This window comes from Kitasatospora sp. NPDC089509, assembly GCF_044749365.1.
In the GTDB taxonomy this organism is placed as follows: Bacteria; Actinomycetota; Actinomycetes; order Streptomycetales; family Streptomycetaceae; genus Kitasatospora.
Genome location: NZ_JBIVHS010000012.1, coordinates 20,728 through 47,638, shown reverse-complemented (window position 1 = coordinate 47,638; position 26,911 = coordinate 20,728). Strand labels below are relative to the sequence as shown.

21 protein-coding genes are annotated in these 26,911 nt (G+C 73.2%); 11 read left to right on the top strand and 10 right to left on the bottom strand.

Annotated elements, in window-relative coordinates; translation table 11 throughout:
- Positions 1-29 precede the first annotated feature (29 nt).
- From ACIP4P_RS24330 to ACIP4P_RS24310, 5 genes are all read left to right on the top strand, one after another.
- On the top strand, positions 30-1,205 hold the full coding sequence (locus ACIP4P_RS24330) for a CopD family protein (RefSeq protein WP_400921643.1): 1,176 nt from the start codon (positions 30-32) through the stop codon (positions 1,203-1,205).
- A gap of 42 nt (positions 1,206-1,247) precedes the next feature.
- Positions 1,248-1,973 carry a siderophore-interacting protein gene (locus ACIP4P_RS24325; RefSeq protein ID WP_400921641.1) on the top strand — a complete coding sequence of 242 codons (726 nt, stop codon included), beginning with the start codon at positions 1,248-1,250 and terminating at the stop codon, positions 1,971-1,973.
- Between the two features lie 213 nt (positions 1,974-2,186).
- Positions 2,187-2,882 (top strand): alpha/beta fold hydrolase, encoded by a 696-nt coding sequence (locus ACIP4P_RS24320; RefSeq protein WP_400921639.1) that lies wholly within the window; start codon positions 2,187-2,189, stop codon positions 2,880-2,882.
- Positions 2,883-3,136: 254 nt separating this feature from the next.
- Complete coding sequence (locus tag ACIP4P_RS24315; RefSeq protein WP_400921637.1) at positions 3,137-5,107, top strand: LamG-like jellyroll fold domain-containing protein; 1,971 nt, start codon at positions 3,137-3,139, stop codon at positions 5,105-5,107.
- 181 nt (positions 5,108-5,288) lie between these two features.
- Complete coding sequence (locus ACIP4P_RS24310; RefSeq protein WP_400921635.1) at positions 5,289-7,103, top strand: APC family permease; 1,815 nt, start codon at positions 5,289-5,291, stop codon at positions 7,101-7,103.
- A 115-nt stretch (positions 7,104-7,218) separates the two neighbouring features.
- Here ACIP4P_RS24310 and ACIP4P_RS24305 read toward each other — a convergent pair whose 3' ends face one another.
- Together ACIP4P_RS24305 and ACIP4P_RS24300 are read right to left on the bottom strand one after the other, a co-directional pair.
- The gene (locus ACIP4P_RS24305) at positions 7,219-7,635 is read right to left on the bottom strand and encodes a hypothetical protein (RefSeq protein WP_400921633.1); all 417 of its coding nucleotides are present in this window, start codon (positions 7,633-7,635) and stop codon (positions 7,219-7,221) included.
- Between the two features lie 73 nt (positions 7,636-7,708).
- Positions 7,709-8,971 (bottom strand): haloacid dehalogenase-like hydrolase, encoded by a 1,263-nt coding sequence (locus ACIP4P_RS24300; RefSeq protein WP_400921631.1) that lies wholly within the window; start codon positions 8,969-8,971, stop codon positions 7,709-7,711.
- A gap of 158 nt (positions 8,972-9,129) precedes the next feature.
- Between ACIP4P_RS24300 and ACIP4P_RS24295 the strand changes: the two genes are divergently transcribed.
- The gene (locus ACIP4P_RS24295) at positions 9,130-9,639 is read left to right on the top strand and encodes a hypothetical protein (protein ID WP_400921629.1); all 510 of its coding nucleotides are present in this window, start codon (positions 9,130-9,132) and stop codon (positions 9,637-9,639) included.
- On the top strand, positions 9,636-11,780 hold the full coding sequence (locus ACIP4P_RS24290; protein ID WP_400921627.1) for an alkaline phosphatase family protein: 2,145 nt from the start codon (positions 9,636-9,638) through the stop codon (positions 11,778-11,780). The genes ACIP4P_RS24295 and ACIP4P_RS24290 overlap by 4 nt, the downstream gene beginning before the upstream one ends.
- A gap of 168 nt (positions 11,781-11,948) precedes the next feature.
- On the opposite strand, the gene ACIP4P_RS24285 is transcribed toward ACIP4P_RS24290, so the two are convergent.
- Entirely contained in the window at positions 11,949-13,292 is a 1,344-nt protein-coding gene (locus ACIP4P_RS24285; protein ID WP_400921625.1) for an alginate lyase family protein, read from the bottom strand.
- A gap of 29 nt (positions 13,293-13,321) precedes the next feature.
- Positions 13,322-14,182, bottom strand: a complete 861-nt coding sequence (locus ACIP4P_RS24280; RefSeq protein ID WP_400921623.1) for a polysaccharide lyase — start codon at positions 14,180-14,182, stop codon at positions 13,322-13,324.
- A 212-nt stretch (positions 14,183-14,394) separates the two neighbouring features.
- Here ACIP4P_RS24280 and ACIP4P_RS24275 point away from each other — a divergent pair, with 212 nt between their 5' ends.
- Positions 14,395-15,177, top strand: coding sequence for an IclR family transcriptional regulator (locus tag ACIP4P_RS24275; RefSeq protein ID WP_400921621.1), 783 nt, complete (start codon positions 14,395-14,397; stop codon positions 15,175-15,177).
- Positions 15,178-15,213: 36 nt separating this feature from the next.
- On the opposite strand, the gene ACIP4P_RS24270 is transcribed toward ACIP4P_RS24275, so the two are convergent.
- Positions 15,214-16,407 (bottom strand): hypothetical protein, encoded by a 1,194-nt coding sequence (locus ACIP4P_RS24270; RefSeq protein ID WP_400921618.1) that lies wholly within the window; start codon positions 16,405-16,407, stop codon positions 15,214-15,216.
- Positions 16,404-17,327: a 5-dehydro-4-deoxyglucarate dehydratase gene (locus tag ACIP4P_RS24265; RefSeq protein WP_400921616.1), complete on the bottom strand. Its 924-nt coding sequence runs from the start codon at positions 17,325-17,327 to the stop codon at positions 16,404-16,406. The genes ACIP4P_RS24270 and ACIP4P_RS24265 overlap by 4 nt, the downstream gene beginning before the upstream one ends.
- A 200-nt stretch (positions 17,328-17,527) precedes the next feature.
- Here ACIP4P_RS24265 and ACIP4P_RS24260 point away from each other — a divergent pair, with 200 nt between their 5' ends.
- Positions 17,528-18,331 (top strand): NAD-dependent epimerase/dehydratase family protein, encoded by an 804-nt coding sequence (locus ACIP4P_RS24260; RefSeq protein ID WP_400921614.1) that lies wholly within the window; start codon positions 17,528-17,530, stop codon positions 18,329-18,331.
- A 27-nt stretch (positions 18,332-18,358) separates the two neighbouring features.
- Here the strand turns inward: ACIP4P_RS24260 and ACIP4P_RS24255 are convergent, their stop codons facing one another.
- Complete coding sequence (locus ACIP4P_RS24255; RefSeq protein ID WP_400921612.1) at positions 18,359-19,735, bottom strand: sugar porter family MFS transporter; 1,377 nt, start codon at positions 19,733-19,735, stop codon at positions 18,359-18,361.
- A 298-nt stretch (positions 19,736-20,033) separates the two neighbouring features.
- On the opposite strand from ACIP4P_RS24255, the gene ACIP4P_RS24250 reads away from it, so the two are divergent.
- Positions 20,034-20,975 (top strand): TIGR01777 family oxidoreductase, encoded by a 942-nt coding sequence (locus ACIP4P_RS24250; RefSeq protein ID WP_400921610.1) that lies wholly within the window; start codon positions 20,034-20,036, stop codon positions 20,973-20,975.
- Between the two features lie 156 nt (positions 20,976-21,131).
- A complete protein-coding gene (locus tag ACIP4P_RS24245; protein ID WP_400921608.1) occupies positions 21,132-21,947 on the top strand; it encodes a hypothetical protein in 816 nt (271 codons plus the stop codon).
- Here ACIP4P_RS24245 and ACIP4P_RS24240 read toward each other — a convergent pair.
- The 3 genes from ACIP4P_RS24240 to ACIP4P_RS24230 form a co-directional block, all read right to left on the bottom strand.
- On the bottom strand, positions 21,937-22,419 hold the full coding sequence (locus tag ACIP4P_RS24240; RefSeq protein ID WP_400921606.1) for an SRPBCC family protein: 483 nt from the start codon (positions 22,417-22,419) through the stop codon (positions 21,937-21,939). The genes ACIP4P_RS24245 and ACIP4P_RS24240 overlap by 11 nt on opposite strands.
- Positions 22,420-22,475: 56 nt before the next feature.
- On the bottom strand, positions 22,476-24,407 hold the full coding sequence (locus ACIP4P_RS24235; RefSeq protein ID WP_400921604.1) for a PIG-L family deacetylase: 1,932 nt from the start codon (positions 24,405-24,407) through the stop codon (positions 22,476-22,478).
- A 120-nt stretch (positions 24,408-24,527) separates the two neighbouring features.
- On the bottom strand, positions 24,528-26,882 hold the full coding sequence (locus ACIP4P_RS24230) for a condensation domain-containing protein (protein ID WP_400921602.1): 2,355 nt from the start codon (positions 26,880-26,882) through the stop codon (positions 24,528-24,530).
- Between the last annotated feature and the right edge of the window lie 29 nt (positions 26,883-26,911).

Sequence of the window (26,911 nt, the reverse complement as noted above, 5' to 3'; positions counted from 1 at the left end):
GAACCACCCCCTCAGACAGGCAAAGCTCCATGAACACCGCCTCCCTGGCCGCGACCACGGCCGGATACGCCATGCCCCAGCTCTGGCGAGTCCTCACCAAGACCGGCTACTTCCTCGGCCTCAGCGGGGCCATCGGCGCTACCGTCACCTACGCCACCACCGTGCGCCCCGCGCTGCGCTCCGCCCACCGCACCGCCGAGGACGCCTCCGTCCTGCGCGGACGGTCGGCGGTCTTCCTCGCCTGGTCGGGCGTGGCCCTGTTGGTCGCGGGCTACTTCCAGCTCGCCGGCCGGGTGGCCCGGGCGGGCAAGGGCATGCCCTTCGGCGACGCCCTCGCCCCGAGCGCCCAGTGGGACTTCCTGCGCGCTCCCGCCGCCAAGGGCGCCTGGATCGCCCAGGGCACCGTCTATCTGGTCCAGAACGCCGTCCTGGTGGTGACCGCCGCCGCCCTGATCGCCCTCTTCCGGCCGGCCGCCCGCCGGCACACGGACCGGATCGCCCTCACCGCGCTGCCGCTCGCCCTCGCCGTCACCCTGATCACCGCCGTACCGACCACGGCCCCCGCAGGCCTCGACGCGTGGCTGAACCTGCTGTTCGACCAGGCCCACATCGTCTCCGGCGTCGTCTGGCTCGGCGGCCTGGCACTGCTGGTCGCCCTGGCCGGCACCCGCAAGTACCTCGGCGACGGCGCCGGGCTGCTCTGGGCCGACCTGTGGCGGCGCTTCGGGCTGGTCGCCATGGTCTGCGTCGGCGCGGTCACCGTCTCCGGCCTGTGGCTGAGCTGGCGGCACGTCGGCGGCATCTCGCAGCTGTGGACCACCGGTTACGGCCTCGCCCTGCTCCTCAAGGTCCTGCTGGTCGCCGGGCTGGTCGTGGCGGGCGCCTTCAACCAGTTCTGGCTGATGCCCCGGATCGTCCGGGCCCGCACCGCCGACGACACCGCCTCGCTACTGCACCTGACGCTTCGTCATTTTCCTGTGGTGGTCTGGGGCGAGGTCGTCCTCGGTGTCGCCGTGCTCGCCGTGATGCCGTTCATCTCCGGCTCGGCCCGCACCGAGGCCGGCAGCCCCAAGGCCGTCTCCTCCGGCACCCTGTTCGCCGGCGGCGCCGCCCTGACCGTCGCACTGGTCGCCTCCCTCTACGCCACGGCGAGGGTGTCGGACGCCCTGGCACGGCGGCGGCCCGCCGCACCCGCAACCGCCTGACCTGCCGATCGATTTCGCCAACTCCGAGATTGGAAACCTGACATGGGACGTGGTTGGGAGGGCGTGGCCCTCAAGATGATGCGGGGCCGGGACTTCGAGTTCACCGTGACCGCCGTGGAGGACGTCACCGCACACTGCCGTCGGCTGAGGTTCGCGGACGGCGGCATGCTCGACGCCACCGGCGTCCACCCCACCATGTGGGTCCGGCTCTGGTTCCCGAACTCCGGCCGCCCGCACCAGCGGGCGTACACCCTGGTCGACCCGGACCCCACCGGGGCCGCGTTCAGCGTCGACTTCGCCCTCCACGACGGCCCGGCCAGCCGCTGGGCGGGCGCGGCGACGGTCGGCGACACCCTCCAGGCCACCGTCCAGGGCTCCGCCTTCGTGGCCCCCGTCCCGACGCCCGCGCGGATGTTCCTGGTCGGCGACCGCGCCTCCGCTCCCGCGATCGCCTCCCTGCTGCACGCGCTGCCCGACGTACCGGCCACCGTCTGGCTGGAGACCCAGCACGACAGCGACGAGGACCTTCCGGTCGCGCGGACCGGCCGCGAGCACCACGACGTCCGCCTCGTCCCCCGGGAGAACGCCGGCGCCCACCTCGCGAACCGGGTCCGCACGGCCCTGCCCGAGCTGCTCGGCGACCCGGCCGAGGCCTACGTGTGGATCGCCTGCGACACCGCCACCACCCGCGACCTCGCCCGCTTCGTCCGCAAGGACCTCGCCGTCCCCAAGTCCCGTACGCACGCCCTCGGGTACTGGCGGGCCTGAAGCCCCGCCGGTCGTGTGCGGGGACCCCCGGGGCGGTTGTGAAGGTCGCCACGCCCGGTCACATCAACCATGGTTCGACGCGCGCACGGGGCGGGGTACGGTTTCCAACGCGTCCTGCGGGCAGCGCGCGGCGTCGCGTTGGAGGTGAGCCGCCGGCCGGCCCCCGGCCGCCTGGCGGCGCATGTGCGGCACGAGGGGGAAGGTGTCAGTTTCATGATCGACCCTGCCGTCCCACGGCCACGGCGGATCACTCGCCCTGACGCGATCCTGCGCGGGGAGGAGATCGGTGCCGGACCGGCCTTCCTGCTGCTGCACGCCGGTGGCGAGCGGCGTCAGGTGTGGGGGCCGGTCGGCGAGGTCCTCGTCGATGCCGGGTACCGGTGCGTGGCCTACGACCAACGAGGCCACGGTGAGAGCAGCGGCGACGCCCGGGCGCTGTCCCCGTGCGCGGACGACGTCACCGCGATGCTGTGCGCCGAGCCGCCGGGATGCGTGGTCGTCGGTGCTTCACTGGGCGGCCTCGCCGCCGTCGCCGCCCTCACCGACCCGGCGGTGCGGGCGAGGGTGGCGGGGCTGGTGCTGGTCGACGTCGTGCCCTGCCTAGAGCCCTCCCGGGTGCGCCGCTTCCTGGCCGCCGCCGGCCTGCTCGGTACCCGCACCGAGCTGGTCGAGGACATCCTCACCCAGGTTCCGCAGCTACGGCAGGTGACCGCGGAACTCGACCTGCCCATCCTGCTCGTCCACGGCGACCACGGTTCCTCGCTCGCCGACGAGGACATCGACCAGTTGCTGCGCCTGGCTCCCCACACCACGGTCCGGCCCGTCCAAGGCGCCGGGCACCTCATCGCCCGCGACCGGCCCGTGGCCCTGGCCCGGACCGTCGTCGCCGTCACCACCGCCTGGCGGTGAACGACGCCGACATCAGGTTTGTGGCCCGACGATCCGTGGTGGCCGAAGCCTCCGTCTGCCCGGTCTTCGTCTGCCGCCACGCGCCGGCCCTGCTGGGGCAGCAGCAGGGGGTGTGCCTCCGACCCGAGATCGGCTCCCACGGGCGGTCGACGGTCGGCGGTTCGGCCGCTGTTCAGCGGCGCGTGGCTCGGCGGATGATCTGCGACCAGACCCGGTACGTACCGTCAGGGCCCACACCATCTCCGGGAGCGAACATGCACGACATCCACGAGTCCGGGCAGGTATGCGAATGCCCGCGGACGGCCGACCTCGACGGGGACGGAGCGGCCGCGGCCGGCCGGCGCCGATTCCTGCGCGGAGCCGGCCTGTTGGGCGCCGGCGTCGGGACCGTGGGGCTGGGCCTGCTCGGCGCGGCGCCGGCGCGGGCGGCCTCGGCGGACGCGTCGGAGAAGACGAAGCAGGCCAAGGGCCGGGGGCGTTGGCAGCCCGACCCGGACGCCCGGCGGTTCACCGTCGTCGTCATGCCGGACACCCAGTACCTGTTCGACCAGGACCGGATCCACCCGGCCCCGTTGGAGGCCTCGATCCGCTACGTGCTCGACGGCGGGGTCAACCGGGAGGACGGGACGGACGACAACATCGTCTTCCTGGCCCACCTCGGCGACGTCACCGAGAACGGACTGGCCGTCGAGTACGCCGCCGTCACCAAGGTGTTCGGCCTGCTGGACGACGCCGGCGCGGCCTACGGCGTGCTCGCCGGCAACCACGACGTCCGCTCCTCGACCGACGACCGGCGCGGCAGCACCCCGTACCTGGAGACCTTCGGCAAGGAGCGCGCCGCCCGCACCTCCGGGTACCACAGCTCCAGCCCGGACGGCTACAACACCTGCCACATCTTCACCGCGGGCGGGCGGCCGTGGATGCTGCTCTCGCTGGACTGGCGGCTCTCGGACGCCGGTTTCGCCTGGGCCAACGCGGTGATCGCCGCCAACCCGAAGGTCCCGGTGATCCTGACCACCCACGAACTGGCGTACGCCGACGACGGCGGCCGGGCCGAGCTGTCCGACTACGGAAAGCAGCTCTGGGAGCGGCTGATCAGCGGCAACGACCAGATCTTCCTGACCGTCAACGGGCACTACTGGCCGCCCGGGCGGACGGTGCTGCGGAACAAGGCGGGCCACGACGTCCACGTCCACATCACCAACTACCAGGACCGCTACTACGGCGGCGCCGCGATGATCCGGACGTACCGCTTCGACCTCGACCGGAACACGGTCGACGTGTCGACCTTCTCGCCGTGGATCCAGGAGATCGCGGCCGAGGAGCGCAACACCCTGGCCGCGCAAGAGGTCGAGCTGACCTCGGACGTGGACCGCTTCTCGCTCGCGATCGACTTCGACCGCCGCTTCGCCGGCTTCGCGCCCGTTCCGCAGCGGCCGGCCCGCCGGGCGGCCGAGTTGCTGGTCCGGGGCACCGTGGCGTACTGGCGTTTCGACGGCGGCGGTGGCGACGGTACGGCGGTCTCCCCGCAGCAGGTCGTCAAGGACCTGACGGGGCAGGGCAACGACCTGCTCCGGCAGAGCGCCCCGGGCACCCCCGACGGCGCGCTCACCTGGTCCGCCGACCACCACCCGGACCAGCCGGGCCACGGCAGCCTGCTGTTCAAGGGCACCCGCCCGCCGGTCCACGGCGGCTACCTGGAGACCGTGCCCACCGCGCCGATCAACCGGGAGACCTTCGAGCGCGGGTTCACCGTCGAAGCCTTCTGCAAGCTGCCCGCCGACTGGGACTCGGCGCAGAGCCGCTGGTCCGCGCTGCTCAGCCGGTGGGGGACGGCGAGCGAGGCGGGCAGGAGCGGCCCGGGGACGGACCCGGACGAGCCCGTCCTCACGCTCAGCGTCAACGAGGCGCCCGCCCTGCAGTGGTGCGTCTACCCAGTCAACCAGACCGGGCCGTCGACCTGTTGGGGCCACCAGCTGCCGCTGGACCGGTGGTGGCACGTCGCGGTGGTCAACGACGGGCAGCTCAGCCGGATGTACGTCGACGGCTGCGAGGTGGCCCGCAACCCGGCGACCCCGGCCGTCGGGCTGGTGACGTCCGGGCGGCCCTGGATGCTGGGCGGCTACTCCTACGCGGGCGTCCTGGACAAGGTGTTCCACGGGTACGTCGGCGACGTCCGGATCGTGAAGCGGGCGCTCCGGGTCGGCGAGTTCATGACGGCCTGACGGCCTGTCCGCCCCACCGTCCGGCCGCCGGCCGCCGTCCGCATCGGGTCCGCGGACACCGCCGGGTCCTCCTGGGGGAGAGGACACGGCGGTGTCGCGCGTCGCGGTGCCCCGCCCGTCCGGCTGCCGCTAGCGTCGGCCCTTTCGGGACGGTCGGGACGATCGAGGCGGAGGTCCGGGGATGGCGGCAGGCGCGGCGCCGGGAGAAGTGTCCGTCACGGGGCGGGAACGCGACCGGCTGACGGTTCCCCAGGGGATCGCGGCGCTCTCGCTGGACGCGATGGCCTCCGTCGCCTACGGCCCAGAGGCGATCGTGCTGGTCCTCGCCGTGGCGGGCACCCACGGGCTGGGCTTCACGCTGCCGGTGACGGCCGCGATCGTGGTGCTGTTGATCGGGCTGACCGTCTCCTACCGGCAGGTGATCGCCGCGTTCCCCAACGGTGGCGGCGCGTACGCGGTGGCTCGGGCGCATCTCGGGCGGCGGGTGAGCCTGGTCGCGGCGGCATCACTGGTGATCGACTACGTGCTGAACGTCGCGGTGTCGGTCTCGGCCGGGGTGGCTGCGCTCACCTCGGCCTTCCCGGGGCTGTACCCGGAGCGGGTGGGCCTGTGCGTGGTCGTTCTGGCGCTGATCACCGGCGTCAATCTGTACGGCGTCGCCGAGTCGGCGAAGGCACTGATCGTGCCGACCGTCGTGTTCGTCGTGGCGGTCTTCACCGTGATCGCCGTCGGCCTGCTGCGCGCGCACCCGGCGACCGAGCCCGCCCACGTGGCGCGGGCCACCGAGACCGTCGGGCTGCTCCTGCTGTTGAAGGCCTTCGCCTCCGGCTGCGCGGCGCTCACCGGGGTGGAGGCGATCGCCAACGCGGTGCCGACCTTCCGCACGCCCCGGGTGCGGCGGGCCCAGCGGACCGAGGTCGCGCTCGGCGCGCTGCTGGGGGCGATGCTGCTCGGACTCGCGCTGCTGATCCAACGGTGGCACGTCGCTCCGAGCAGCACCAAGACGCTGCTCGCCCAGCTCACGGACGGCGCACTGGGCCACAACCTCGGCTTCTACGTCGTCCAGTTCGCCACCATGGCCCTGCTGGCGCTGGCGGCCAACACCTCGTTCGGGGGGATGCCGGTGCTGGCGTCGCTGCTGGCCCGGGACCACCACGTGCCGCACGTCTTCGGCCTGCGGGCGGACCGTCAGGTCTACCGGCACGGCGTGCTGGTGCTCGCGGGCGCCGCCCTGGTGCTGCTGATCGGCGCGCAGGGCGACACCCAGGCATTGGTACCGGTGTTCGCGATCGGGGTGTTCATCGGGTTCACCATCTCGCAGATCGGCATGGTGCGGCACTGGCGGGCCGAGCGCGGCCCGGGCTGGCACGGCAGGGCCGTGCTCAACGGGGCCGGGGCGGTGCTGACGGCGGCGGCGACGGTGATCGAGTTGATCGCCAAGTTCGGCGAGGGCGGCTGGCTGGTCTTCGTCGCGGTGGCCGTGCTGGTGGTGGCGTTCGAGTCGGTGCACCGGACGTACGAACGGATCGGCCGGGCGCTGCACGTCGGTGAGGTGCCGGGGCCGCCGCAGGAGCGCCACTCGCTGGTGGTCGTCCCGGTCGGCGCGGTGAACCTGCTGACGCGGGAGGCGATCGGAGCCGCGCTGTCCCTCGGCGACGAGGTGCGCGCCGTCACCGTCGTCCACCCGGAGGACACCGACGCGCCGAGCGCCGAGCAGGTACGGGAGGAGTGGGAGATCTGGCACCCGAACGTCCCCTTGACGGTGCTGACCAGCCGCACGCGGTCGCTGACCCGGCCGATCGTCGACCATCTGCGCGCGCTCGCGGCGGAGGACGAGCACGACGAACTGGTGGTGCTGATCCCGGAGATGCACCTTCCCCGCCCGTGGCACCGGCTGTTGCAGAACCAGCGCGGCGCGGTCCTCGACCGGGCCCTGCGGCGCTACACCGACGCGGTGATCTGCCGGCTGCGCTTCCGGATCGACATCCCGCGCTGATCACGGCCGGCCGCGAACGCCGTGCGCGCCGGTGCGTGGCCTTCGACCGGCGTCGGTCTGCACGGACCCGACCGTGCCGGGCCGGGGCGCGGCACGATCGGGTGGATCGGGCCCGTCATTCCTGCCGTTTGTAGCAGAGGAAGACGTACTCCCCGCCCGCGTCCTTGTTGAGGTCCGTTCTGCACGGCGTGAAGCCCAGCGGAGCGGGCGCGTCCGGGTCGCCGGAGAGGACGACGGCCAGTTCCGTGATGGGCTTTCCGGGCTTCCTGGAGAAGCAGAGGTAGAGGGTGGCGCCCTTGGCGCCCTTGTTGAGGTCCTTGAGGACGGGGGGCTCGAAACCCGGAGGGGCCGTCTCGGTGTCGACGAGGATGGTGAGGTCGGTGATCGGGCTCGATTTCCCGTCCTTCTCCCATGTCAGGAAGAGGTCCGCGCTGCCACGGACCCCTTTGTTGAGGTCGTGCCCGTCCTTGAGCCAGCCTGCGGGTGGCGGGGTGTTCTTGCCGTCCAGGATGTCGATGTCGGTCACGGTCATGGTCGGTCTCCGAGAAGTCGTGGTCGGTCGGGGGAGGGAACGCGCGGTGCCGCGACCCGCACGGTCAGGCGGATCAGTGCACGGTGTCGGCTTGGTCCGGGATCACCCGGCCCCGGCTGTCCAGGACCGGGCCCGCGGAGCCGTCCGGTCGGGTGTAGGCGGTGGTCGAGCAGGGGTAGCGGGTGGCCCGGGCGGGCAGCGGGTCGATGAACATCGGGTTCACGAGCCAGCGGCCGTCGTCGTTGTCGTAGGCGTGGCACATCAGTTCCGGGAGGTTCCGGTTGATCGCCAGGCGGAGCCCGGTGGCGTCGCCGACGAACGTGACGTCCGTGGTGGAGTCCCCGGCCGCGAAGGCCTGCCGCCGTTCGGCCGGTGCCGGTGCGAAGGCGGCGGCGCCGGAGACGCCGAGGATCTCCTGGTTGATGAAACAACGCTTTCCCTCGATGTAGGTGATCACGGTGTCCGTGTCCGCGCCGCCGCAGCCGGCCAGATGCGGGGTCAACTCACCTGAGGCACCTACCTGGTTGCGGATGCCGATGACCTCGTCCGCCGTGAGCCCCAGCGCCTCGGCCCAGACCCGGGCGACGGGCTCGGGCGAGGCCGAGACGACCCGGACGTCGAAGCCGGCCCGGCGCAGCGTGTCGACCAGGTCGGCCATCTGCCGGTAGTAGCGCACCCAGGTCGGAACCTGGTGGGTGCCCACGGTCCGGGTGGACCCCGGTGATGCGGCGAGGCTGTCCTCGCGTGCCGCGCGGGCGAAGGCCAGGACCTCGTCGGGGGTGTAGCCGGCCAGGAGTTGGGCGGCCCAGGCGAGGGCCGGTTCGATCCGGCGGTGGTCGTGGTTCCCGAATGCCGCCTGGTGGTCCGTGGTCGAGGCGTCGCGGTAGACCGAGAGGATCTCGTCCGCACACGGCGCGTGGTCGGCCGTCGGCAGGGGCTGTCCGGCGTCCGCCGCGTCCGCGCACGCGGTGCTCAGCGCGTCGGCCGCCGCGGGGGTCAGGTAGCGGCTGGTGGTCGACCAGTCCTTCCCCGCGGGTTGGCGCACCTTGCTGTTCCGCAGCAGCCACATCAGCGTCGCGTCACCGGTGTCGTTGCGGACCATCGTGTTGTCCCAGTCGAACACCGCCAGCGGGTGGGCCTGGGGCTGGGCGCACGTCCCGGCCGCGTCGATGAAGTCCTGCAGCGCGGCGAGGTTGTCGCCGTACCAGTCCGGATCAGGGGTCAGCGTCGGACAGGCCGCTGCGCCGGAACGGGGGGCTGCCGCGCCTCCCGGTGTCGGCGATGACACGACCACTGCGGCGGCCACCGCGGCGGCCACCCACCCTGGAACCCTCATGCGCCACCTCGTTCAAGATCGCCCACGAACAAAATCGGTCGTGGGCAGAGTGTCACACTCCGCTGCGGACGGTGACGGAGCGACACTGGCCGTGATGGCAGGGGCGGGACGACTCTCCCGCTGTCCTGCGTTCAACGCCTTGCGAAGGAGGCCTGCCCATGGGGCAGTTGATCACCGACATCGACATCCTGGTCCCGTACAAGGAGCCGCCGAACAACACTCCGGACCACGTGCCCACCGGGTGGACGCCGATTCCCGTCAACCTGAACAGCGGTGCGGGCGGCGCCTGCCTGTATCTCGTCTACGAGAGGCACACGGGGGACCAGGCCATCACCGGTCTGCGCATCCTGAAGGGCGAGGAGCGGCCGCCCGCGGGGTACCAGAAGCTTCCGATCGACCTCAACAAGGGCATCGAGAAGGGAGTCGGCCCGGACAAGAAGATCGTGAAGGCGACGGCCCTCTACCTGGCAGTGACCCGCGAGGGGGGTGAGCCGATCGCCGACCTCGACATCGTGCACTGGTCGAAGTCCGGTGACGCCGTCAAGCCCAAGGAGGGGTATCGCCGACTCCAGCGGGACGGCGCCGACGCCGACCTCAACTTCGACGCCGGCGGCGACTTCGTCTACCTCGACTACCGGCCGGCCCCGAACCTCCAGGAGAAGGCGTGACAAGCGAGCTGCCCCAGTCCCTGCAGGACGCCGCGAAGCGGCCACCGAGCCTCCACAGCCTGAAGGACATCAGGCACGTGGTCTTCCTGATGCAGGAGAACCGCTCCTTCGACCACTACTTCGGCAAGGGCCTCGGCGGGGTCCGAGGGCAGGACGACCGCAACCTCGTCACCCTCCCCGACGGGCAGTCCGTCCTGGACCAGCCCGACCAGGACAGCGCGGTCCCCGTCGTCTACCGCCCTTATCAGATCAAGCCCGGCGACGCGATCAAGGAGCCGCGCGCCCACGACTGGAACACCGGCCACGAGGCGTGGAACGACGGCCGCTACGACCAGTGGATCATGGCCAAGGGCGGAATCACCATGGGTTACTTGGACCAGCCCGAGGTCGTGGGGCTGTACCAGGACCTGGCCAAGGCCTTCACCATCTGCGATGCCTACCACGCCTCGGTGATGGGCGAGACCAGCAGCAACCGCAACTACCTCTTCAGCGGCTTCGGCGGCTGGGAGCCCAAGGGCGACCGGGTCACCGGGGCCGAGGCGCATGATCGTGAGGATCCCGACGCGGACGTGCACGAGGAGGACCGGAAGCCGGGCTACAACTGGCCCAGCTACCCGGAGATCCTGGAGGTCAACAACGACCCCTTCGGCTCCGGCACGATCAGCTGGAAGGTCTACCAGGGCTGTGACAACTTCTACGACAACAACCTGGAGTTCCACGAAGAGTTCAAGAGGATCTCCGCGACGGTCCTGAAAGAGGCCGGCTACCCCCACACGATCAGCCTGTACGACTACTACCAGCCCTTCGTCAAGGCCATGCACGATGCCATGGAGAAGAACGACCCGGCTGGGATCGACAAGGCCAAGAAGGCCTATCGGGCGGCAGTGGTCCCCCTGGACAATGCGGCCGCCGATTCGAAGACCCTGTCGGCGACCGACAAGAGCCTCTACCGCCGAGGGCTCGCCCGGCACGCGCCCCCGCTGGACATGGACAATCCGGAAGGGTACGCGGACTTCGTCTACGAGTTCTTCAAGGACGTCAGCACCGGCAATGCGCCCCGGGTGTCCTACCTGGTACCGGCGGAACCCGACTCGGAGCACCCGGGCAGTTCGACTCCCAGGGACGGCGAGAAGGTCGTCAAGCAGGTCCTGGACGTGATCGCCCGCCGCCCCGACATGTGGGAATCCACCGTGCTGTTCATCAGCTACGACGAGAACGACGGGTTCTTCGACCACATGCCGCCGCCCGTGCCCCGGCCCGAGGTCGAGGACGAGTACGCCCAGCGCGGTGGGGGGCCCAAGTGGCCCATCGGCCTGGGCAATCGGGTGCCGATGATCGTCGTCTCCCCGTGGACGGTGGGTGGGTACGTCAACTCCCAGGTCTTCGACCACACGTCGCAGGTCCGCTTCCTGGAGGAGTGGCTGGGCGTCCGGCAGCCCGCGATCAGTCGCTGGCGGCGGACCGTGGCCGGCGACCTCACCTCGGTGTTCGACTTCGGCCGCACCGGGGACAAGCCGAAGCAACCCACCGACCCGACCCGGCGGTTGGCCCGGCCGCTGCCGTACCAGGTGGACGTCCACGGCGCGCTGCACCGGAAGTCCGACGGGACCTCCGACGCGGTGGCCCTGTCGATGTCCAACACCGGCTCCAGTACCGGCAAGGCGTCCGCGCACGTGACCCTCTACGCCTACCAAGTCTTCGAGAAGCCGCAGCACTTCGACGTGCTCGGTGCCCCGGCGGAGCCCTTCAGCGTGCCGCTCAAGAACGGGGCGTACGACTTCTACCTCACCGGCCCCAACGGCTTCCGCCGCGAGTTCGCCGGCACCTCCGCGGGAGCCGCCGCCAAAGCCGACCTCACCACCGCCATCGGCACCGACCCGGCCTCCCCCCGCGCCCTCACCCTCACGCTGACGACCGCCGGAACCACCCCGCTGAACGTCACCGTGACCTCGCGTCACTACCAGGAACCCGCTCAGTCCAAGAGCGGCAAAGCCGTCCAGGGAGCGCCCTTCGTCATCTCCTGGGACACCCAGGGCACCGACGGCTGGTACGACCTGGACGTCTCCATCGCGGAGGACAAGGAGTTCCGTCGCCGCCTGATGGGGCACATCGAGGACGGCCGACCGAGCATCACCGGCTGAGATGAAAGCCCGATCCGACGAAGCGGTCGGCTGTGTCGCAAGGTTTCCGGCCGGTCGACAGGGGCGGACGGTGGGGGTGCTGCGGATGAGGGACGGAACGGTTTCCGGTAGCGGACCTGCTCAAGCGGTGCACCGGGATCCGATCCCGGTGCACCGCTCGGCGGTCGGTCAGGCCTTGGAGATGTCGTCCAGCTGCTCCGCCGCCGGCCGCACCGGGTAGAGGTCCCCGCCGGGTGGCGGCGGGACGTCCGGGAGGGCGCGGCGGGCGGCGTCGTCGCCGGCGTCGGCGGCGGCGTGCAGGACGTCGAGGGCCGCGTAGCGGCGCAGGTCGGTCTCGGGGTAGGGCCAGTTGGCCGGGGTGCTGGTGGCGGTGGGGATCAGGAAGTCGACGGCGTCGGCCAGGTCGCTGCCGGCCGGGGTGCGGTGGTCCCAGAGGTCGATGCCGAGGTGCCGGCCGAGTTGGGCCAGCCGGGTCAGGGCGACCAGGTTGAAGTTGAAGTAGTGCCAGGTGCGGGTGCGGGTGCGTTCCTGGGGCTGGCTGCCGTCGGCGTCGATCTGTACGTCCAGCCGCTTGCCGGCGGCTTCCAGGACGATCCGGCGGGCGGTGTCGGTGCGGCCGGTGTAGAGGGCGAGGGCGGCGGTCATCAGGTCGTCGAAGGAGCCGTGGTTGTTCGACGCGGCCGCCTCCTCCCGGCCGTTCTTGCTGGTCCGCAGCCAGTCCAGGAAGGCGCCGTCCCAGCCGAGGACGCCCTGCCGGTCGCCGTCGGTCCAGCCGGGGGCGCCCGCGTCCAGGATCGCCGTGGCGTCGACGACCTGGGTGAGCAGGTAGGAGAACTCGATGATGCCGATGCCGCGGCCGTCGACCTGGCACGGGATGCCCTGGGCGTAGTTCATGTTCGGGTTCATCCGGGTCGCCGGATCGGTGAACCAGGTGCGCAGGTCGAGTTCGGCGCGGTCGGCGTAGCGGCGGTCGCCGGTGTAGTACCAGGCGAGGGAGAGCTGGTAGATCGCGGTGAAGGCGTCGAGGCGGCCGGCGTGGTCGGGGATGGTGTCGACGATCGGGTTGCGTTGGCCGTCGCGGTTCTCGTACGGGCAGCCCCACGGGTTGTCGGGGGTCTGCGGCTCGGTCGGCCAGTAGTAGGGGGCGAGGCTCAGGTAGTCGTGCCGGTCGCCGCTGGGCGGGAGCTGCTGCTTGCCGGTCACCGTCCAGGGCCCGGTGGTGAGTTCGGCGTCCGCCTGGGCGAGCAGGGCGGTGAGGGCGGCGGTGCGGGCGGGGTCGGAGCCCTCGTGCAGGGCGCGGCGGGTCTCGGCGAGCCGGTGACCGTCGAGGACGACGGTCCGCGGCACGCAGGTGTGGTGGTCGTGCCCGGCGCAGCGCGGGTGGCCCCCGGCGGGTGCGGCGGCCGCGTCGACGGCTCCGCCGGAGGCCGAGACGGCCGCGGTGAGGCTCGCGGCGACGAGCAGACCGAGACGGGTCCGCCAGGTTCGGGTGCGCGGGGTTCGGGTGCGCAACTCGGCCTCCGTGGTGGGTCGGTGGGTCGTCAGTGCTGGACGCCGGTGGAGAGGCTGAAGTGCGCGAAGTAGGCGTACTGGTCGGTGGCCGGGCCCCAGGAGGTGTCGTGGCCGCCGTAGAAGGTGGAGAAGAACACGCCGCTGAACGGGATCGAGGCGAGGTCCGGGGCGCCCGCGCCGGCCTGGGTGAAGACCTGGGTGCCGTCGAGCCAGACGGTGATGTCGCCGCTGTTGCGGTCGACCAGCTGCTCGATGTCGTGCCAGGCGCCGTCGGCCGGCCACTGCCAGGAGCCCAGGCCGAGGTCGACGCCGTAGCCGGTGGGGCCCGAGTTGGACGGGGTGTAGAGGTACACCTCGCCGTTGCCGACCCCGGAGCCGGGGTTGCGCCACATGTAGCGGGTGGACCAGGCGTTGCCGTGGTTGCCGCCGGAGGCCTCGCCGGGGGTGCCGCCGTACAGGCCGGGGAGCTTGCCGGCCTTGCCGAAGTCGAAGCCGGCGGACAGCTTGAGGCTGTACTTGAGGTCCAGGGTGGTGGAGTTGGCGAGGTTGTCCAGGCCGAGGGTGGGGAGGTCGGTGTAGAACTGGCCGCCGCCGGCGGAGGGGCAGTCGGAGCAGGAGTTGGCGGAGGAGCCGGCGCCGTAGAACACCTGGAGGGCCGAGCCGTCGCCGGGCGCGGCCGAGTCGTTGACCAGGCTGAGGTCCTGCTGCCCCCACTGGCCCTTGGTCAGGGTGCCCCAGGCCGAGGTCCAGGCTCCGGTGCCGTAACCGGTGAAGTCGCCGGTCCAGGCGGGCGCGTCGGCGGGCCGGGCCCGGACGGCGGTGGCGGCCTGGGCGGGGGCGGTGGCGAGCAGGGCGAGGGAGGCGCACAGGGCGGTGAGCAAGCGCTTCATGACGGTCCTTCGGCTGGCGGGGAAGGGGAGTCGTGCGGCGGTGCGGGAGCGCGGGGAGCGGTGCGGGGGCGTCCACCATGACACGGCTGCGGGCATGGCTCAGTCAAGAGTCTGGACGAAGTTCAGAAGTGTGAACGAATGGAGGGTGTCGGCTGAGCCGACCGGGCTATATTGCTCGCAGCCCACGCGCACGTGAACAGGGAGGATCCCCGATGGCGCAGCCGAGCCCCGCCGCCCCAGCCGCCGGTGCGGGCGTGAAGTCCGCCGTCCGCACGATCGAGGTGCTGGAGTACTTCGCCGCGCGCCCCGGACTGCACAGCCTCGCCGACGCGCAGGAGGCGCTCGGCTACCCCAAGAGCAGCCTGTACATGCTGCTGCGCACCCTGGTCGACCTGGGCTGGGTGGAGACCGACCTGACCGGCACCCGGTACGGCATCGGGGTGCGGGCGCTGCTGGTCGGCACCGCCTACATCGACGGCGACGAGGCGGTGGCGGCGACCCGTCCGGTGCTCGACCGGCTCGCCGACGACACCACCGAGACCGTCCACCTCGCCCGCCTGGACGGCACCGACGTGGTCTACCTGGCCACCCGCGCCTCCCAGCACTACCTGCGCCCGTTCACCCGGGTCGGCCGTCGGCTGCCCGCCCACGCGACGGCGCTCGGCAAGGCGCTGCTGGCCACGCTGCCGGACGAAGAGGTCGAGCGGCTGCTCCCCGAGCGCCTGGACCCGCTGACCGACCACACCCACACCAGCCGGGCCGCCCTGCTCGACGACCTCCGGGAGGTGCGCGAGCGGGGCTACGCGACCGACCGGGAGGAGAACACCCTGGGCCTGTGCTGCTACGCGGTCGCCGTGCCGTACCGCACGCCGGCCCGGGACGCGGTCAGTTGCTCGGTGCCGGTCGCGCGGCTCACGCCGGGGCGGGAGCAGATGATCCGGGACGCGCTCGCCGAGGCCCGGGAGCGGCTGGCGCTGGCGACGCGTCACCTCTGAGCCGCCGGCGGCAGGGGCGGGCTACCGGCGGGCGGGCTAGGGACCGACCGGTGTCCCGGCGACCGCCTCGACGGCGGTGCGGATCGCGGTGAGGTCCGGCCGGGAGGCCAGGCCCAGGTGGTAGAAGCGCAGTTCGGTCGCCCCGGCCGCGGTCAGCTCGGCGCACCAGGCGGGCAGGTCGGCGGGGTCGCCGCCGAGCCCTGCGACGGCGCCGACGGTGGCCACGACGCGTCGTCCGGGCGCCGTCGGGTCGGCGTAGGCGCGGACGGCGGCGAGCGCGGCTGTGGAGCGGGTGGGGGTGAGCAGTACGGGCGCGGCGGCTCCGGCCCGCTCGGGTGGCAGGCCGGGGGAGGGGCCGAAGCCGAGCGGATCCGGCTGGCCGTGCAGCAGGACGGGCAGCTCCGGGCGCTCCGCCGCGACGGCCGTGAGGACGGACCGCCGCAGCAGGTCGGCTGCGCCCACCCGCATCCGGGCGACGGCCGCGGCCGACTCGGGGTCCAGCGCCGCGTCCGGGGCGGTGCCGGCGAAGACCGGGTCGAGCGCCTTCCGCACCCGCGCGCGCAGGCCCCGGGGGTCGACCCCCGCCGCCCGGTAGCCGTCCTGGCAGTGCGGGCAGAAGCAGAGCGAGAACAGCAGCCGCGCCGAGGGTGGCAGGGTGACCCCGGCGACCTTGTCGTGGGCGTGCAGGTGGTCGAAGCCGTACCAGCCGCAGGACTCCAACTCCAGCCCGGCCAGGCCCGGTTGGGCGGCCGTCTCGGCGGCCAGGGTGGCGCAGTAGAGCCGGACGGCGGGGGAGGCGACGCACAGGGCCCACGGGTAGCGGTCGCCGTAGGCGTTGAGCACCGCCACGTCGGGATGCCGGGCGCCGAGCCGCTGCCCGTGCGCGAGGACGGTCCAGGCGTACACCTCCACCCCGGCCCCGGTCAGTGCCTCGGTGGCGCGGCCGAAGGAGCGTGGCGACCAGGGCGCCTCCACCGGCTTCAGCCGACCGGTGCCGGACCAGCGGTCCGGGTCGGGCCGGAAGTAGACGGCGGCGTGCTCGGCGGTGACGACCTTGTGGCGCGGGTGGCGCGGGGTCAGCGCGCGCACGCTGTGGTACGCGGCGGCGACGGCGGCCCGGCGGATGCCGAGGCCGGTGAGGCGCTCGCCGCAGGCCGGGGCGCCGTCGGCGTCCCAGGGGTAGAGGTAGCCGCCGACCGCGACGGCCGGCGCACCCTCGGGTGCGTTCACGCCAGCGCCTTCCGGGCGCGGTCGAGGAGCTCCGACAGTTCGCGCAGGTGCGCCGGTTCGGGCTCGGTGAGCGGCGCCCGGACGCTTCCGACCGGGTGTCCGGCCGCCCGGGTCGCGGCCTTGACCAGGGACACGGCGTACCCGGGCCGGCGGTTGCGCAGCTCGACGTAGGGGCGCAGGAAGACGTCGACCAGGGTGGTCAGGGTGGGCCGGTCGTCCTCGGCGAGGGCGCGGTGGAAGGCGAGCGCGAGGTCCGGGGCGAAGCAGAAGACGGCCGAGGAGTAGAGCGGCACGCCGATGGCCCGGTAGGCGAGTTGGGTCATCTCGGCGGTCGGCATGCCGTTGAAGAACTGGAAGCCCTGGTGCCCGGCGGCGCGGACCGCACTGACGGTGCGGAGCATCCGGTCGAGGTCGCCGAGGCCGTCCTTGAAGCCGACCACGCCGGGCAGCCCGGCCAGCCGGGCGACGGTCCCGGGCTCGTAGACCGTCCGGTCGCGCTGGTAGAGGATCAGGTCGAGCGGGGTCCCCTCGGCGAGCGCGGTGATGTGGCGGACCAGGCCGTCCTGGCCGCCCCCGGGGCCGTACGGCGGCAGGACGAGCAGGGCGTCGGCGCCGGCGCGCTCGGCCGCGCGGGCGAAGTCGAGGGCCAGGGCGGTGCCGTAGCCGGTGCCGGCGACGACGGGTACCCGTCCGTCGGCCGCCTCGACGGCGACGGCGACGCAGCGCTCGTACTCGGCGGGGGCGAGGGCGGGGAACTCGCCGGTGCCGCAGGCGGCGAACACGGCGGCGGGGCCGTCGGCGAGGCGGGCGTCGAGGTGGGCGCGGTAGGCCCCGGCGTCGAAGGCGCCGTCGGGGCCGAAGGCGGTGACGGGGAAGAACAGCAGGCCGTCGAGCGGCGGCAGGCTGGTGCGTGCGGGCACGGGGATGGGTCCCTTCGTGGAGAGCGTCCAGCGGTGGGAACACCGAGGAGCGTAGGAGGGCCCGGGTGCGAAGGTCAAGGGAGCCGCGTTCGCATATCTGAATGAGGGTCATTCCTGTGAACCGCTGTTCTTGTGGACGGTCCGAAGCTCTGTGACCATGGGCCCGCACCGCACACCCGTCTCCGACCTAGGGAGTCACCGTGCCCCGCATCCTCGTCACCGGCGCGGCAGGCGCCGTCGGCACCTTGATCCGCCCCCGGCTCGCCCGCCCCGGCCGCACCCTCCGGCTGCTCGACCTGCTGCCCCTCGACCCGGGCGAGGGTGAGGAGGCCGTCCAGGCCTCCGTCACCGACCCGGACGCGATGCGCGCCGCCTGTGAGGGTGTCGACGCCGTCGTCCACCTCGGCGGGATATCGCTGGAAGCGCCCTGGGAGCGGATCCTCGACGTCAACATCAACGGCACCTACACCGTCTTCGAGGCCGCCCGCCGGGCCGGTGTCCCGCGCGTGGTGTTCGCCTCCTCCAACCACGTGGTCGGCTTCCACACCCCGGCCGAGTACCCGCTCACGGCGGCGAGTCCGCCGCTGCCCGACACCTACTACGGCGTCTCGAAGGCGGCCGGCGAGGCGCTCGGCGCGCTCTACCACCACCGCTACGGCCTGGACGTGGTCTGCATCCGGATCATGACCTGCTTCGCGGAACCGCCGAACCCCCGCGCCCTCTCCACCTGGCTCTCCCCGGACGACTGCGCCCGCCTGCTGGAGGCCTGCCTCGCCGTGGAACGGCCCGGCTACCGGATCGTCTACGGCGTCTCCCCGAACACCCGCGGGGGCTGGGTCTCGCTGGACGAGGCCCGCGCGCTCGGCTACGAACCGGCCGACGACGCCGAGGTGCACGCCGAGGCCGTCCTCGCCGCACACGGGAGCCCGCCCGTCGACGACCCGGTCTTCGCCCACCTGGGCGGGCACTTCACCTTCCCGGACCTCGACGCCGACCGGCTCTGAGCAAGGGCGACGATCCGGCGGCGGTGGTCACCCGCGCAGGCCGAGTTCGATCTGCTCCAGGGTGCGGCCCTTCGTCTCGGGCACCAGACGGAGGGTCAGCACCAGCAGCACCGCGTTGACCCCGGCGAAGACGTACATCGAGGTGCCGACCCCGAGGTGGTGCCGGTCGGACATGATCGGGTAGACGGCGGTGACCAGGCCGGTCGCTGCCCAGAGCACCACGGACCCGACGCCCATCCCGGCGCCGCGCGCCTTGAGCGGGAACACCTCCGCCATCATCACCCACACCACCGCGCCCCAGCCCAGTTCGTACCCGGCGAGGTAGAGGACCAGCAGCACCACGGTCAGCGTGCCGAGGGTGGACTTGTCGTGCACGTGGGTGACGACCCAGCCGGTCAGGCCCAGCGTCACCACCATCACGGCGCTGCCGATCAGCAGCAGCGGCTTGCGGCCCCAGCGGTCCACCACGAACACCACCCAGGCGGTGAAGGCGAGTTTGGTGATGCCGAGGATGACGGCCGAGAACAGCGCGGTGTTGGCGGTCAGCCCGAGCGAGACCAGCATCGTCGGAAAGTAGGCGTTGATCGCGTTGACGCCGCTGAACTGCTGCCCCACCGCGAGCAACAGGGCCACCAGCAGCATCGGGCGCACCCAGGGTGCCCACAACTCCCGTACCCGGTAGGTGGTCTGCTCGGCGTCGAGGCGGATCACGTCGCGGATGGAGGTGAGTTCGGCCTCGACCTCCGCCGCCGGGCGGGTGGCCGTCAGGACGGCTCGGGCCTCTTCCTCCCGGCCGAGGTTGACCAGCCAGCGCGGGGTCTCCGGCAGGAACCGCAGTCCGGCGACCAGTACCGCGGCGGGCACCAGCGCGCCGGCGAACATCCAGCGCCACAGGTGGTGCGGTTGGAGCCAGTAGTCGACCAGGAAGGCGATCAGGATGCCGCTGACGATGAAGATCTGATTGAGCGCGCCCATCGCGCCGCGGATCCGGGCGGGGGCCAGCTCGGAGAGGTAGGTCGGCACGGTGGCGGAGGAGAGCCCGATCCCGAGGCCGAGCACCGTCCGGAAGGCCACCAGGGCGCCGAAGCCGGGGGCGAGGGCGCAGGCGAGGGTGCCGACGATCACCACGCCGCCGGCCGCCATGATGGTGCGGCGGCGGCCGATCCGGCCGGTCAGCCGGGCGGCCAGGCCCGCGCCGACCATCGCGCCGACGGACAGCGAGGCGGTCAGGACGCCCTGTTGGAAGCCGGACAGCTGCCAGGACTTGGCGATCACGACGAGGATGCCGGCGATCACGCCGAGGTCGTAGCCGAAGAGGATGCCGCCGAGGGCGCCGAAGGCGTAGAGCGTGACGGGATTGATCCTGCGGGGGGTGCTGCGGGGTTGGCGCGGGGGTTGGCGCATGGGGGACCGCCTCGTCTCGGGGGTGGCGCGGGGGTGGTCGGTGCCGTGCGAGGGAGGTGCCGTTTCCGGGAGTGAAGCGGCCGGCAGGGAACAGGTCAAGACCTCTCGTTCGTATCCGCGAATAATTGGCGTGGCCAATTGCCTTGTATGGGAGAGGATTTGGCGATTCACCCCTTCACGTCCATGAATCATGGACAGGTTTCGGAACATCCACGGGCTCGTCCGGCATGCGCGCGCGAGTGAATTGAACACGTTCAATTCTCGCGCTACGCTGACGGTCGGAAATGAGGGGGAACCCATGAAGATCGTCATCCCCGGCGGCTCCGGCGCGCTCGGCACCCTGCTCGACCGCAGCCTGACCGCCGCCGGCCACCAGGTCGTGGTGCTGAGCCGACGCCCTACCGGACCGCGCCAGGTCGGCTGGGACGGCCGCACCCCGGGCGCCTGGACGGCGGAGGTCGACGGCAGCGACGCCGTCCTCAACCTGGCCGGGCGCAGCGTCAACTGCCGCTACACGCCCGAGAACCAGCGCGCGATGATGGACTCCCGGGTGCACTCCACCCGGGCCGTCGGCCAGGCGATCGCCGCCGCCCGGCGACCGCCCGCCGTCTGGCTGCAGATGAGCACCGCCACCGTCTACGCCCACCGCCACGACGCGCCCAACGACGAGCGGGACGGCCTGATCGGCGGCGAGGAACCCGACGCCCCGCCCTCCTGGCGCTACAGCATCGACATCGCCCGGGCCTGGGAGGGCGCCCAGAGCGCGGCCGACACCCCGCGCACCCGCCGCCTCGCGCTGCGCACCGCCGTCGTCCTCGGCCCGGAACGCGGGGGTGCCCTCGACTCGCTGTCCTGGCTGGCCCGGCTCGGCGTCGGCGGACCGATCGCGGGCGGCGCGCAGTACGTGTCCTGGATCCACGAGCGGGACTTCGCCCGCGCCGTCGAGTTCCTGATCGCGCATGAGGAGATCGACGGCCCGGTCAACCTCGCCGCCCCGAACCCGTTGCCCCAACGGGAGTTCATGCGGGAGCTGCGGGCCGCCTGGGGCATGCCGCTGGCGCTGCCCGCGTCCCGCTGGATGGCGGAGCTGGGGGCGTTCGCGCTGCGCTCGGAGAGCGAACTGCTGCTGAAGAGCCGCCGGGTGGTGCCCGGGCGGCTGCTGGAGGCGGGCTTCGCTTTCGAGCACCCGGACTGGCCGCGGGCCGCCCGCGACCTGGTGCGGCGGCTGCGCGGGCGGTAGGCCCTCGCCGGCCGGTCGGGGCCTTCCGTCACGGCGCTGTCACAGCTTCCCGCCGCCGGTTGCCCGGGGCGGGTCCGGGCCGGGACGGTGGGACCGGTCGCGGGGAGCGGCCACTGGGGAGGGGGCGTCGGGATGCGTACGGTGCGGTTGTCGTCCATGCGGATGCGGACCGAGCTCATCGGTGCCGGCGTCCTGCCGATGATCGGCACGCTGGCCCTGTTGCCGGCCTGCGGTGCCACGGACGGCTTCGGGATCTTCCTGGCCGGGTGCGCGGTCAGCGCCGCCGCGTTCTTCGCGGCGCCGTACACCTTCTGGCTCCGGGCGGACGAGGAGGGCGTCACCCTGGTCCGGTGCCTGGTGCCTCGCCGGTTCGGCTGGGCGGAGATCGACGGGCTGGCGATGGAGTTCGGCCAGGAAGTGGAGACCGACGCCCACTTCCTGCGGCTGCGGTTGCGGCTGGCCGATCCGCCGGGGCGGGTCGCGGGACCGCTGGTCGGCAAGGTCGACGTCACCGACGAGGACACCCCGTCGGGGGTCCCGCCCCGGGCCATGGCCGAGCTGTTCGCGGTCTTCGGGGAGCGCGGACTGCCTGTCGAGGAAGCCGAGTTCGCGAACGAGGTGCTCCGGGTGCGCGGCCTCCCGCTGCTGTCCCCGCTGCGGGTGTGGGCCGAGCCCGCCGAAGGGGTGCCCGAGCCGGAGCGGGCCTACGCGGACGCGCCGGACATCGCGGCGGAGTCGGCCGCCCTGCCGCACTGGCGGCAGCGGCCCCGGCAGCGGTACCGGCGCGAGCACCTGTTGCGGCGGGCCGCTCTGGCCGACCGGGTGTTCCTGCGGGACCGGGACGGGCTGGCGCTGGGGATCGCGCTGAGTGCGGCGGGGGAGCTGGTCCGGTACGACCTGCTCACGGTGGAGGGCGACCAGCGGAGGTACGTCCGGCAGCAGTACCTGAGCTGGCGCACCCTCAATCGGTAGTCGGGGGAGGGGTGGCCAGCAGGTGGTCCAGCACCCGGCCGAACACCAGGCGCCCGGCCAGTGCCACCGCCGGGTCGAACAGCCGGGGCAGGCCGGTGATCCGCAGCTCCTCGGCCCAGACCACCTCGCTGCCGCCGGTCGAGCCTCCGCCGGAGCCGCCCGCGCCTGCCGAGCCGCCCGCGCTCAGCGCGCGCACCCGCAGCTCGGCGCCGCCGCGCACCACCCGGCCGCGCTTGGCCAAGACGCACCGGGCGGGCGGCGCCAGTTCGACCAGTTCCATCGGGTCGTCGAAGCGCAGCGGCCCGAGGGCCGTCCGCGCCAGGATCACGTCCCCCAGCTGCCGCCCGGTGCCGCGCACCACGCTCACCCGGGTGAGCGGGACCCGGTCGCCGTGCCGGGGCCAGGCGGTGAGCCGGGCCCAGCAGTCGGCGGGCGGCAGCGGGGAGCGGCGGGTCAGGACGAATCGGGCCATGCCGCAGCCTAACCGGCGGCCGTCCGGGAGCCCCCTCGGACGGCCGCCCGGGCGGGTCAGAGCGGCAGGCCCTGCCAGCCGCCGAAGCCGGTCGGCGTGGAGCCCGCGCGGTAGTAGACCCGGCCGTCCGTCCCGATCGCGAACACGTGGAGCACCCCGCTGCCGTCGACGATCGCGGTCGGGAAGTCGAGGACGGTGCCGCCGAGGTCCTGCCAGGCGCCGTAGCCGGTGTTGGGGGCGGTCTGGGCGGTGGTGCTGACGCCGCCGCCGCGGTTGCGCTCGAACAGCACGACCTGTCCGCCGAGGTTCGCGGCCGCGGGCTCGCCCACCCCGCCGTGTCCGCCGAGCGGGGCCGGGGACCGGCTCCACGAACCACCGGGCTGGACCTGGTAGCTGACCAGCATCGTGCCGGTGTCGGCCTCCCGGTAGGCGAGTTCGATCCGGCCGTCCTGGTCGAGCACGGCCTTGGGCGCGCTGGCCGGCCGGGCGTTGGGGATCTGACCCGGGCCGCTGAAGGCGCCGTTGGGGGCGGTCTGCCACCAGCCGAGGATGCCGCTGCGGGTGCTGGCGAACACCTCGATCGCCCCGACGCCGTTGCGGATCGCGGTGACCGGGTCCTGGACGTCGCTGCCGCCCTGGTCCGCCCAGGTGCTCGACCACCCGCCGTTCGGGGCGGTCTGCCAGGTGCTGCTGAGGCCGCCGCCGCCGTTCTTGACGAAGATCTCCAGCCGTCCGTCCTGGTCGTCGGCCACCACGGGCACGCCGACCTGGTCCTCGTTGCCGAGACCGGAGTTGGGGTTGCCGTGGTCGGCCCAGCTGTCCGACCACCCGCCGTTGGGCGCGGCCTGGGGCAGCGAGACGATGTGGTGGTCGGTCAGCCGTCGGGCGAAGACCTCCAGTCGGCCGTCGGCGTTGCTGCCGACGGCGATGCCGGGCGCCAGCCGCCCGCCCGGGTCGGCCAGCCGCAGTGAGCCGCTCCAACTGCCGTCCGGCTGACGCCAGTACGTGTACAGGGCGCCGGCCCGGACCACGAAGACCTGCGGTCGGCCGTCCTGGTTCAGCCCGGCCCAGGAGGTGCCGCGGGACCAGCGGTAGTACATCCGGGAGAACCAGTCGGCGGAGTAGTTCCCGCTGGAGTGGTCGTGGCTGGCGTACTCGGAGAAGAAGACGCCCTTGGGGCCGGACGCCGCCGGTTCGAGGTTCACCGGGGCGTCGCCGATGTTGTAGTCCCGGTAGTTCACCTGGATCAGGGGGCCGCCGTAGAGCGAGGCCGCCAGGCCGGCGAACTTCGCGGCGGCGATGTGGTCCGCGTGGTCGCCCGAGTAGCGCCGGTCCGGGAGCTCGTCCTGCGCCCGGAGCACGGTCGGCTGGTACGTCACCATCAACTGCCGTAGCACCTCGACGACATCGGCGGCCGTGTAGCCGGACGGCCCGGTCAGTGGGCTGCCGACCGGGACGATGCTGGTGTCCGTGTTGCCGCCCAGCACGCCGCCGAGCTGGGCGTCGTGCAGGTTGAGGAAGATCAGGTGCACCGGGTGGTCCTTGAGGACGTACCGCTCGACCTGCTTGCCCGCGACCGTCCAGGCCTCGACGGTCCAGTGCCCGACCTCGTCGGTCGACGGGTCGGTGTCGCCGGCCCCGGCCATCCGGGAGTAGGCGTTGACGGCGCCCATCTGCCGGTTCCAGGTGCGCAGCGGTTCGCCCGCGGTGTCCCAACAGACCGTGGCGCAGGGGTCGCCGGTGCCGTTGCCCGCGGTGACGAACACCGTGACGGACGGCGTGCCGTCGGCGATCGCGGTGGACAGGTCCGGGTTCATGAACAGGATGTCGTCGTCCTCGTGCGCGACGATCTGCATGAACAGCGGGCCGGAGCCGGCGGTCAGGGTGTTGCCCGCGGTTGCGCCGCTCGCGGTCGCCCGGGCCAGGACCGGCCCGGCGAGGGCGGCGAGCGCGACGGAGGTGAGGAGTTGCCGTCGTCCGATGACCATGTGGTTCCCCCAGCGCGAGATCGACAGGTGATCGTGCCAAGAGGAGACTAACCCACCTTCGAGCAGGTCATGACAGGGAATGCGGAAGGTAAAGCTCGCCCCGCAAGGGATAGTTGACGATCAGTCAAGCCGAACGGTCCAGTGGCCCACCTCCTCCAGCAGTGGACCCAGCGTCGCGGGGTCGGTGTCGGCCGCCAGCAGGACGACGAGCGGCGGATGGCCGGGTGCCCCGAGCCGGGCGATCTCGTACGCGGTGAGGCCGCGGCCGGGTGGGGCGAGCAGGGCGACCGGGGCCCGCGTCGCCAACAGCGGCCCCAGCACCGGGCGGTAGGCGCCGGGCGGGGTGTCCTCGGCGCCCGGGCGCAGCACGCCGAGGGCCTGCGGGCCGGGCCAGGCGCGCGCAGTACCGGGGTAGCCGGTGTGCGGGGCGCCGGGCGGGGGGAGCAGCAGGACCCAGCCGGCGCCGGGGCGGGTGGCGCGGCACAGCACGTCCAGCCGTACGGTCGAGGGCTCGCCGTCGGGGGAGGTGGCGGAGTCGGCAACGGAGCCGGGGCGGGGCGTGGGCTGTCCGGCGAGGGTGGAGCGGAGCACCTCGGTGGTGCTCAGCCCGCTCGGCAGGTCGGGGAAGCTGCGCAGCAAGTGGGCGCTCTGGCTGAGGAGTTCGGCCGCGTCCTGGTCCGCGAGCAGGGCCCGGTCATGGGTCGCGGTGAGGACCAGGCCGCCGGTGGCGTCGTAGTGGGCGGCGAGGGTGATCGGGTACGAGGTGAGGGTGCCGGCCGGGACGGGGCTCTCGACGTGGATGCCGTGCGCCGCGAGGTCGGTCTCCAGCCGCAGCTGGTGCGCGGTCATCGGCTGGTGCTCCAGGACGACCAGGCTGTTCGGCCGCCGGCCGCGCCCGCCGGGGCCGAAGCGTTCGGCCTGGCCGGGCGAGACCCACTCGTAGGAGGAGAGGTCGAGCACGGTGTCGCGCAGCGTGCCGAGCAACTGGGGCACGGTGGCGCCCGGGTGGACCCGGACCGAGATCGGCAGCGGGGTGCGCAGGGCGCCGGGCAGCCGGTCGACGCCCTCCAGCGGGATGCCCCGGCCGGAGACGGTCACCGCGAAGCCGACCCGGACCGGCCGGGCCGGGCGCCGGGGGCGGTCGGACAGTGCGGCGCGGTAGAGCAGCAGCGCCCAGGCGGCCTGCAGCGCGGTGCTCTCGCCCGCGCCCCAGGCCGCCGCCCAGCCGCGCAGCCGGACCGCCTCGTAGGGGGAGAGCCGACGCCGGGCCCGGCCGCTGCCGCGCCGTCGCGGGTCGGGGGCGAGCGGCAGCAGCACCGCGGGGTCGGGCCGGGTGGACCAGAACTGCTCGGCCGCGTCGGTGGGTTGGGCCGCCAGCCAACGGGCGTGGTCGCGCAGGTCGGGGCGCCGTTCGCCGCCGGGGAGCACGCCGCCGCCGAGGTAGGCGCGGTAGAAGGACTGCAGCAGCAGCCGGACGCTCCAGCCGTCCAGCATGGCGTGGTGGTAGGTGAGCAGGACCCGGGTGACGGGCCCCTCGTCCGTGGGCTGCGGGGCGTCCAGCAGGGTGGCGCGCAGCAGGGCGGGGCGGCGCAGGTCGAAGCCGCGCAGCCGGTCGGCGGCGAGCAGTTGGTCCCACCCGACACTGCCGTGCGGGTGCCTGGTCACCTCGGGGACGGCGCGTTCGTGCAGCACCGTCCACGGCTCGCCACTGCCGTCCGGCGCCCAGTCGAAGGCCGCGCGCAGCACCGTCTCGTGGTCGAACACCGCCTGCCAGGCCGCGGTGAAGCGCTCGGTGTCCAGCGGGCCGTGCCAGTTCCAGGACAGTTGCTCGATGTGCCGCCCGCCGTGGTCGGGGCGGCCGAGGACGTCGCGCAGCAGTTCGCGCTGGAGGGCGCTGGTCGGGACGGTGACCGGCTCCGGCGGGTGGGCCAGGGCCTCCCGCAGCTCGGCCAGCAGGCGCGCGGCGTGTCCGGGCGGGCCGGGGGCGATCCCGACGAACAGGCGCCGGCGGCCCTGGGGGCTCTGCGGGTCCTGGGGGGCGGGGGAGTCCTGTGGGCCGTCCCGGAGGTCGGTGACCAGGACGGCCCGCAGCGGCGCCCCGGTGGCCAGCGAGCGGCCCAGCTCGGCGAGCAGGCCGTCCAGTGCGGCCGGGCCGGTCACCGTCCGCCGCCAGAGCAGGTCGGCGGCGGACGCCGGGGCGACGGCCCGCAGGGCGGTGAGGAGCACCTCGGGCCGGTGGACCCGGTGCAGCTCGACCAGCAGGAACTCGGGCGGCCGGGGGTCGGGGTGCTCGGCGACGGCCCGGTGGACGCGGACCTGGACGCGGGGACGGGGCGCGGTGCGGGCGAGCGCGGCGCGCACCTTGGCCGGGTCGAGCGGTCCCGGTGGGCGGGCGGCGGGCAGGCAGGGCGCGGGCGCGGGGGCACCGGCCACCAGCAGGGTGACGGGTGCGCTGGAGAACTGGCGGTTCGTCATCGCTGATCAGCGGGCTCCGGGCCCGGTTC

Bases quoted from the DNA above. Each gene is read 5' to 3' on its own strand.
- ACIP4P_RS24330 (WP_400921643.1), top strand. From the start codon at position 30: ATGAACACCGCCTCCCTGGCCGCGACCACGGCCGGATACGCCATGCCC.
- ACIP4P_RS24325 (WP_400921641.1), top strand. From the start codon at position 1,248: ATGGGACGTGGTTGGGAGGGCGTGGCCCTCAAGATGATGCGGGGCCGG.
- ACIP4P_RS24320 (WP_400921639.1), top strand. From the start codon at position 2,187: ATGATCGACCCTGCCGTCCCACGGCCACGGCGGATCACTCGCCCTGAC.
- ACIP4P_RS24315 (WP_400921637.1), top strand. From the start codon at position 3,137: ATGCACGACATCCACGAGTCCGGGCAGGTATGCGAATGCCCGCGGACG.
- ACIP4P_RS24310 (WP_400921635.1), top strand. From the start codon at position 5,289: ATGGCGGCAGGCGCGGCGCCGGGAGAAGTGTCCGTCACGGGGCGGGAA.
- ACIP4P_RS24305 (WP_400921633.1), bottom strand. From the start codon at position 7,635: ATGACCGTGACCGACATCGACATCCTGGACGGCAAGAACACCCCGCCA.
- ACIP4P_RS24300 (WP_400921631.1), bottom strand. From the start codon at position 8,971: ATGAGGGTTCCAGGGTGGGTGGCCGCCGCGGTGGCCGCCGCAGTGGTC.
- ACIP4P_RS24295 (WP_400921629.1), top strand. From the start codon at position 9,130: ATGGGGCAGTTGATCACCGACATCGACATCCTGGTCCCGTACAAGGAG.
- ACIP4P_RS24280 (WP_400921623.1), bottom strand. From the start codon at position 14,182: ATGAAGCGCTTGCTCACCGCCCTGTGCGCCTCCCTCGCCCTGCTCGCC.
- ACIP4P_RS24275 (WP_400921621.1), top strand. From the start codon at position 14,395: ATGGCGCAGCCGAGCCCCGCCGCCCCAGCCGCCGGTGCGGGCGTGAAG.
- ACIP4P_RS24255 (WP_400921612.1), bottom strand. From the start codon at position 19,735: ATGCGCCAACCCCCGCGCCAACCCCGCAGCACCCCCCGCAGGATCAAT.
- ACIP4P_RS24250 (WP_400921610.1), top strand. From the start codon at position 20,034: ATGAAGATCGTCATCCCCGGCGGCTCCGGCGCGCTCGGCACCCTGCTC.
- ACIP4P_RS24245 (WP_400921608.1), top strand. From the start codon at position 21,132: ATGCGGATGCGGACCGAGCTCATCGGTGCCGGCGTCCTGCCGATGATC.
- ACIP4P_RS24240 (WP_400921606.1), bottom strand. From the start codon at position 22,419: ATGGCCCGATTCGTCCTGACCCGCCGCTCCCCGCTGCCGCCCGCCGAC.
- ACIP4P_RS24235 (WP_400921604.1), bottom strand. From the start codon at position 24,407: ATGGTCATCGGACGACGGCAACTCCTCACCTCCGTCGCGCTCGCCGCC.
- ACIP4P_RS24230 (WP_400921602.1), bottom strand. From the start codon at position 26,882: ATGACGAACCGCCAGTTCTCCAGCGCACCCGTCACCCTGCTGGTGGCC.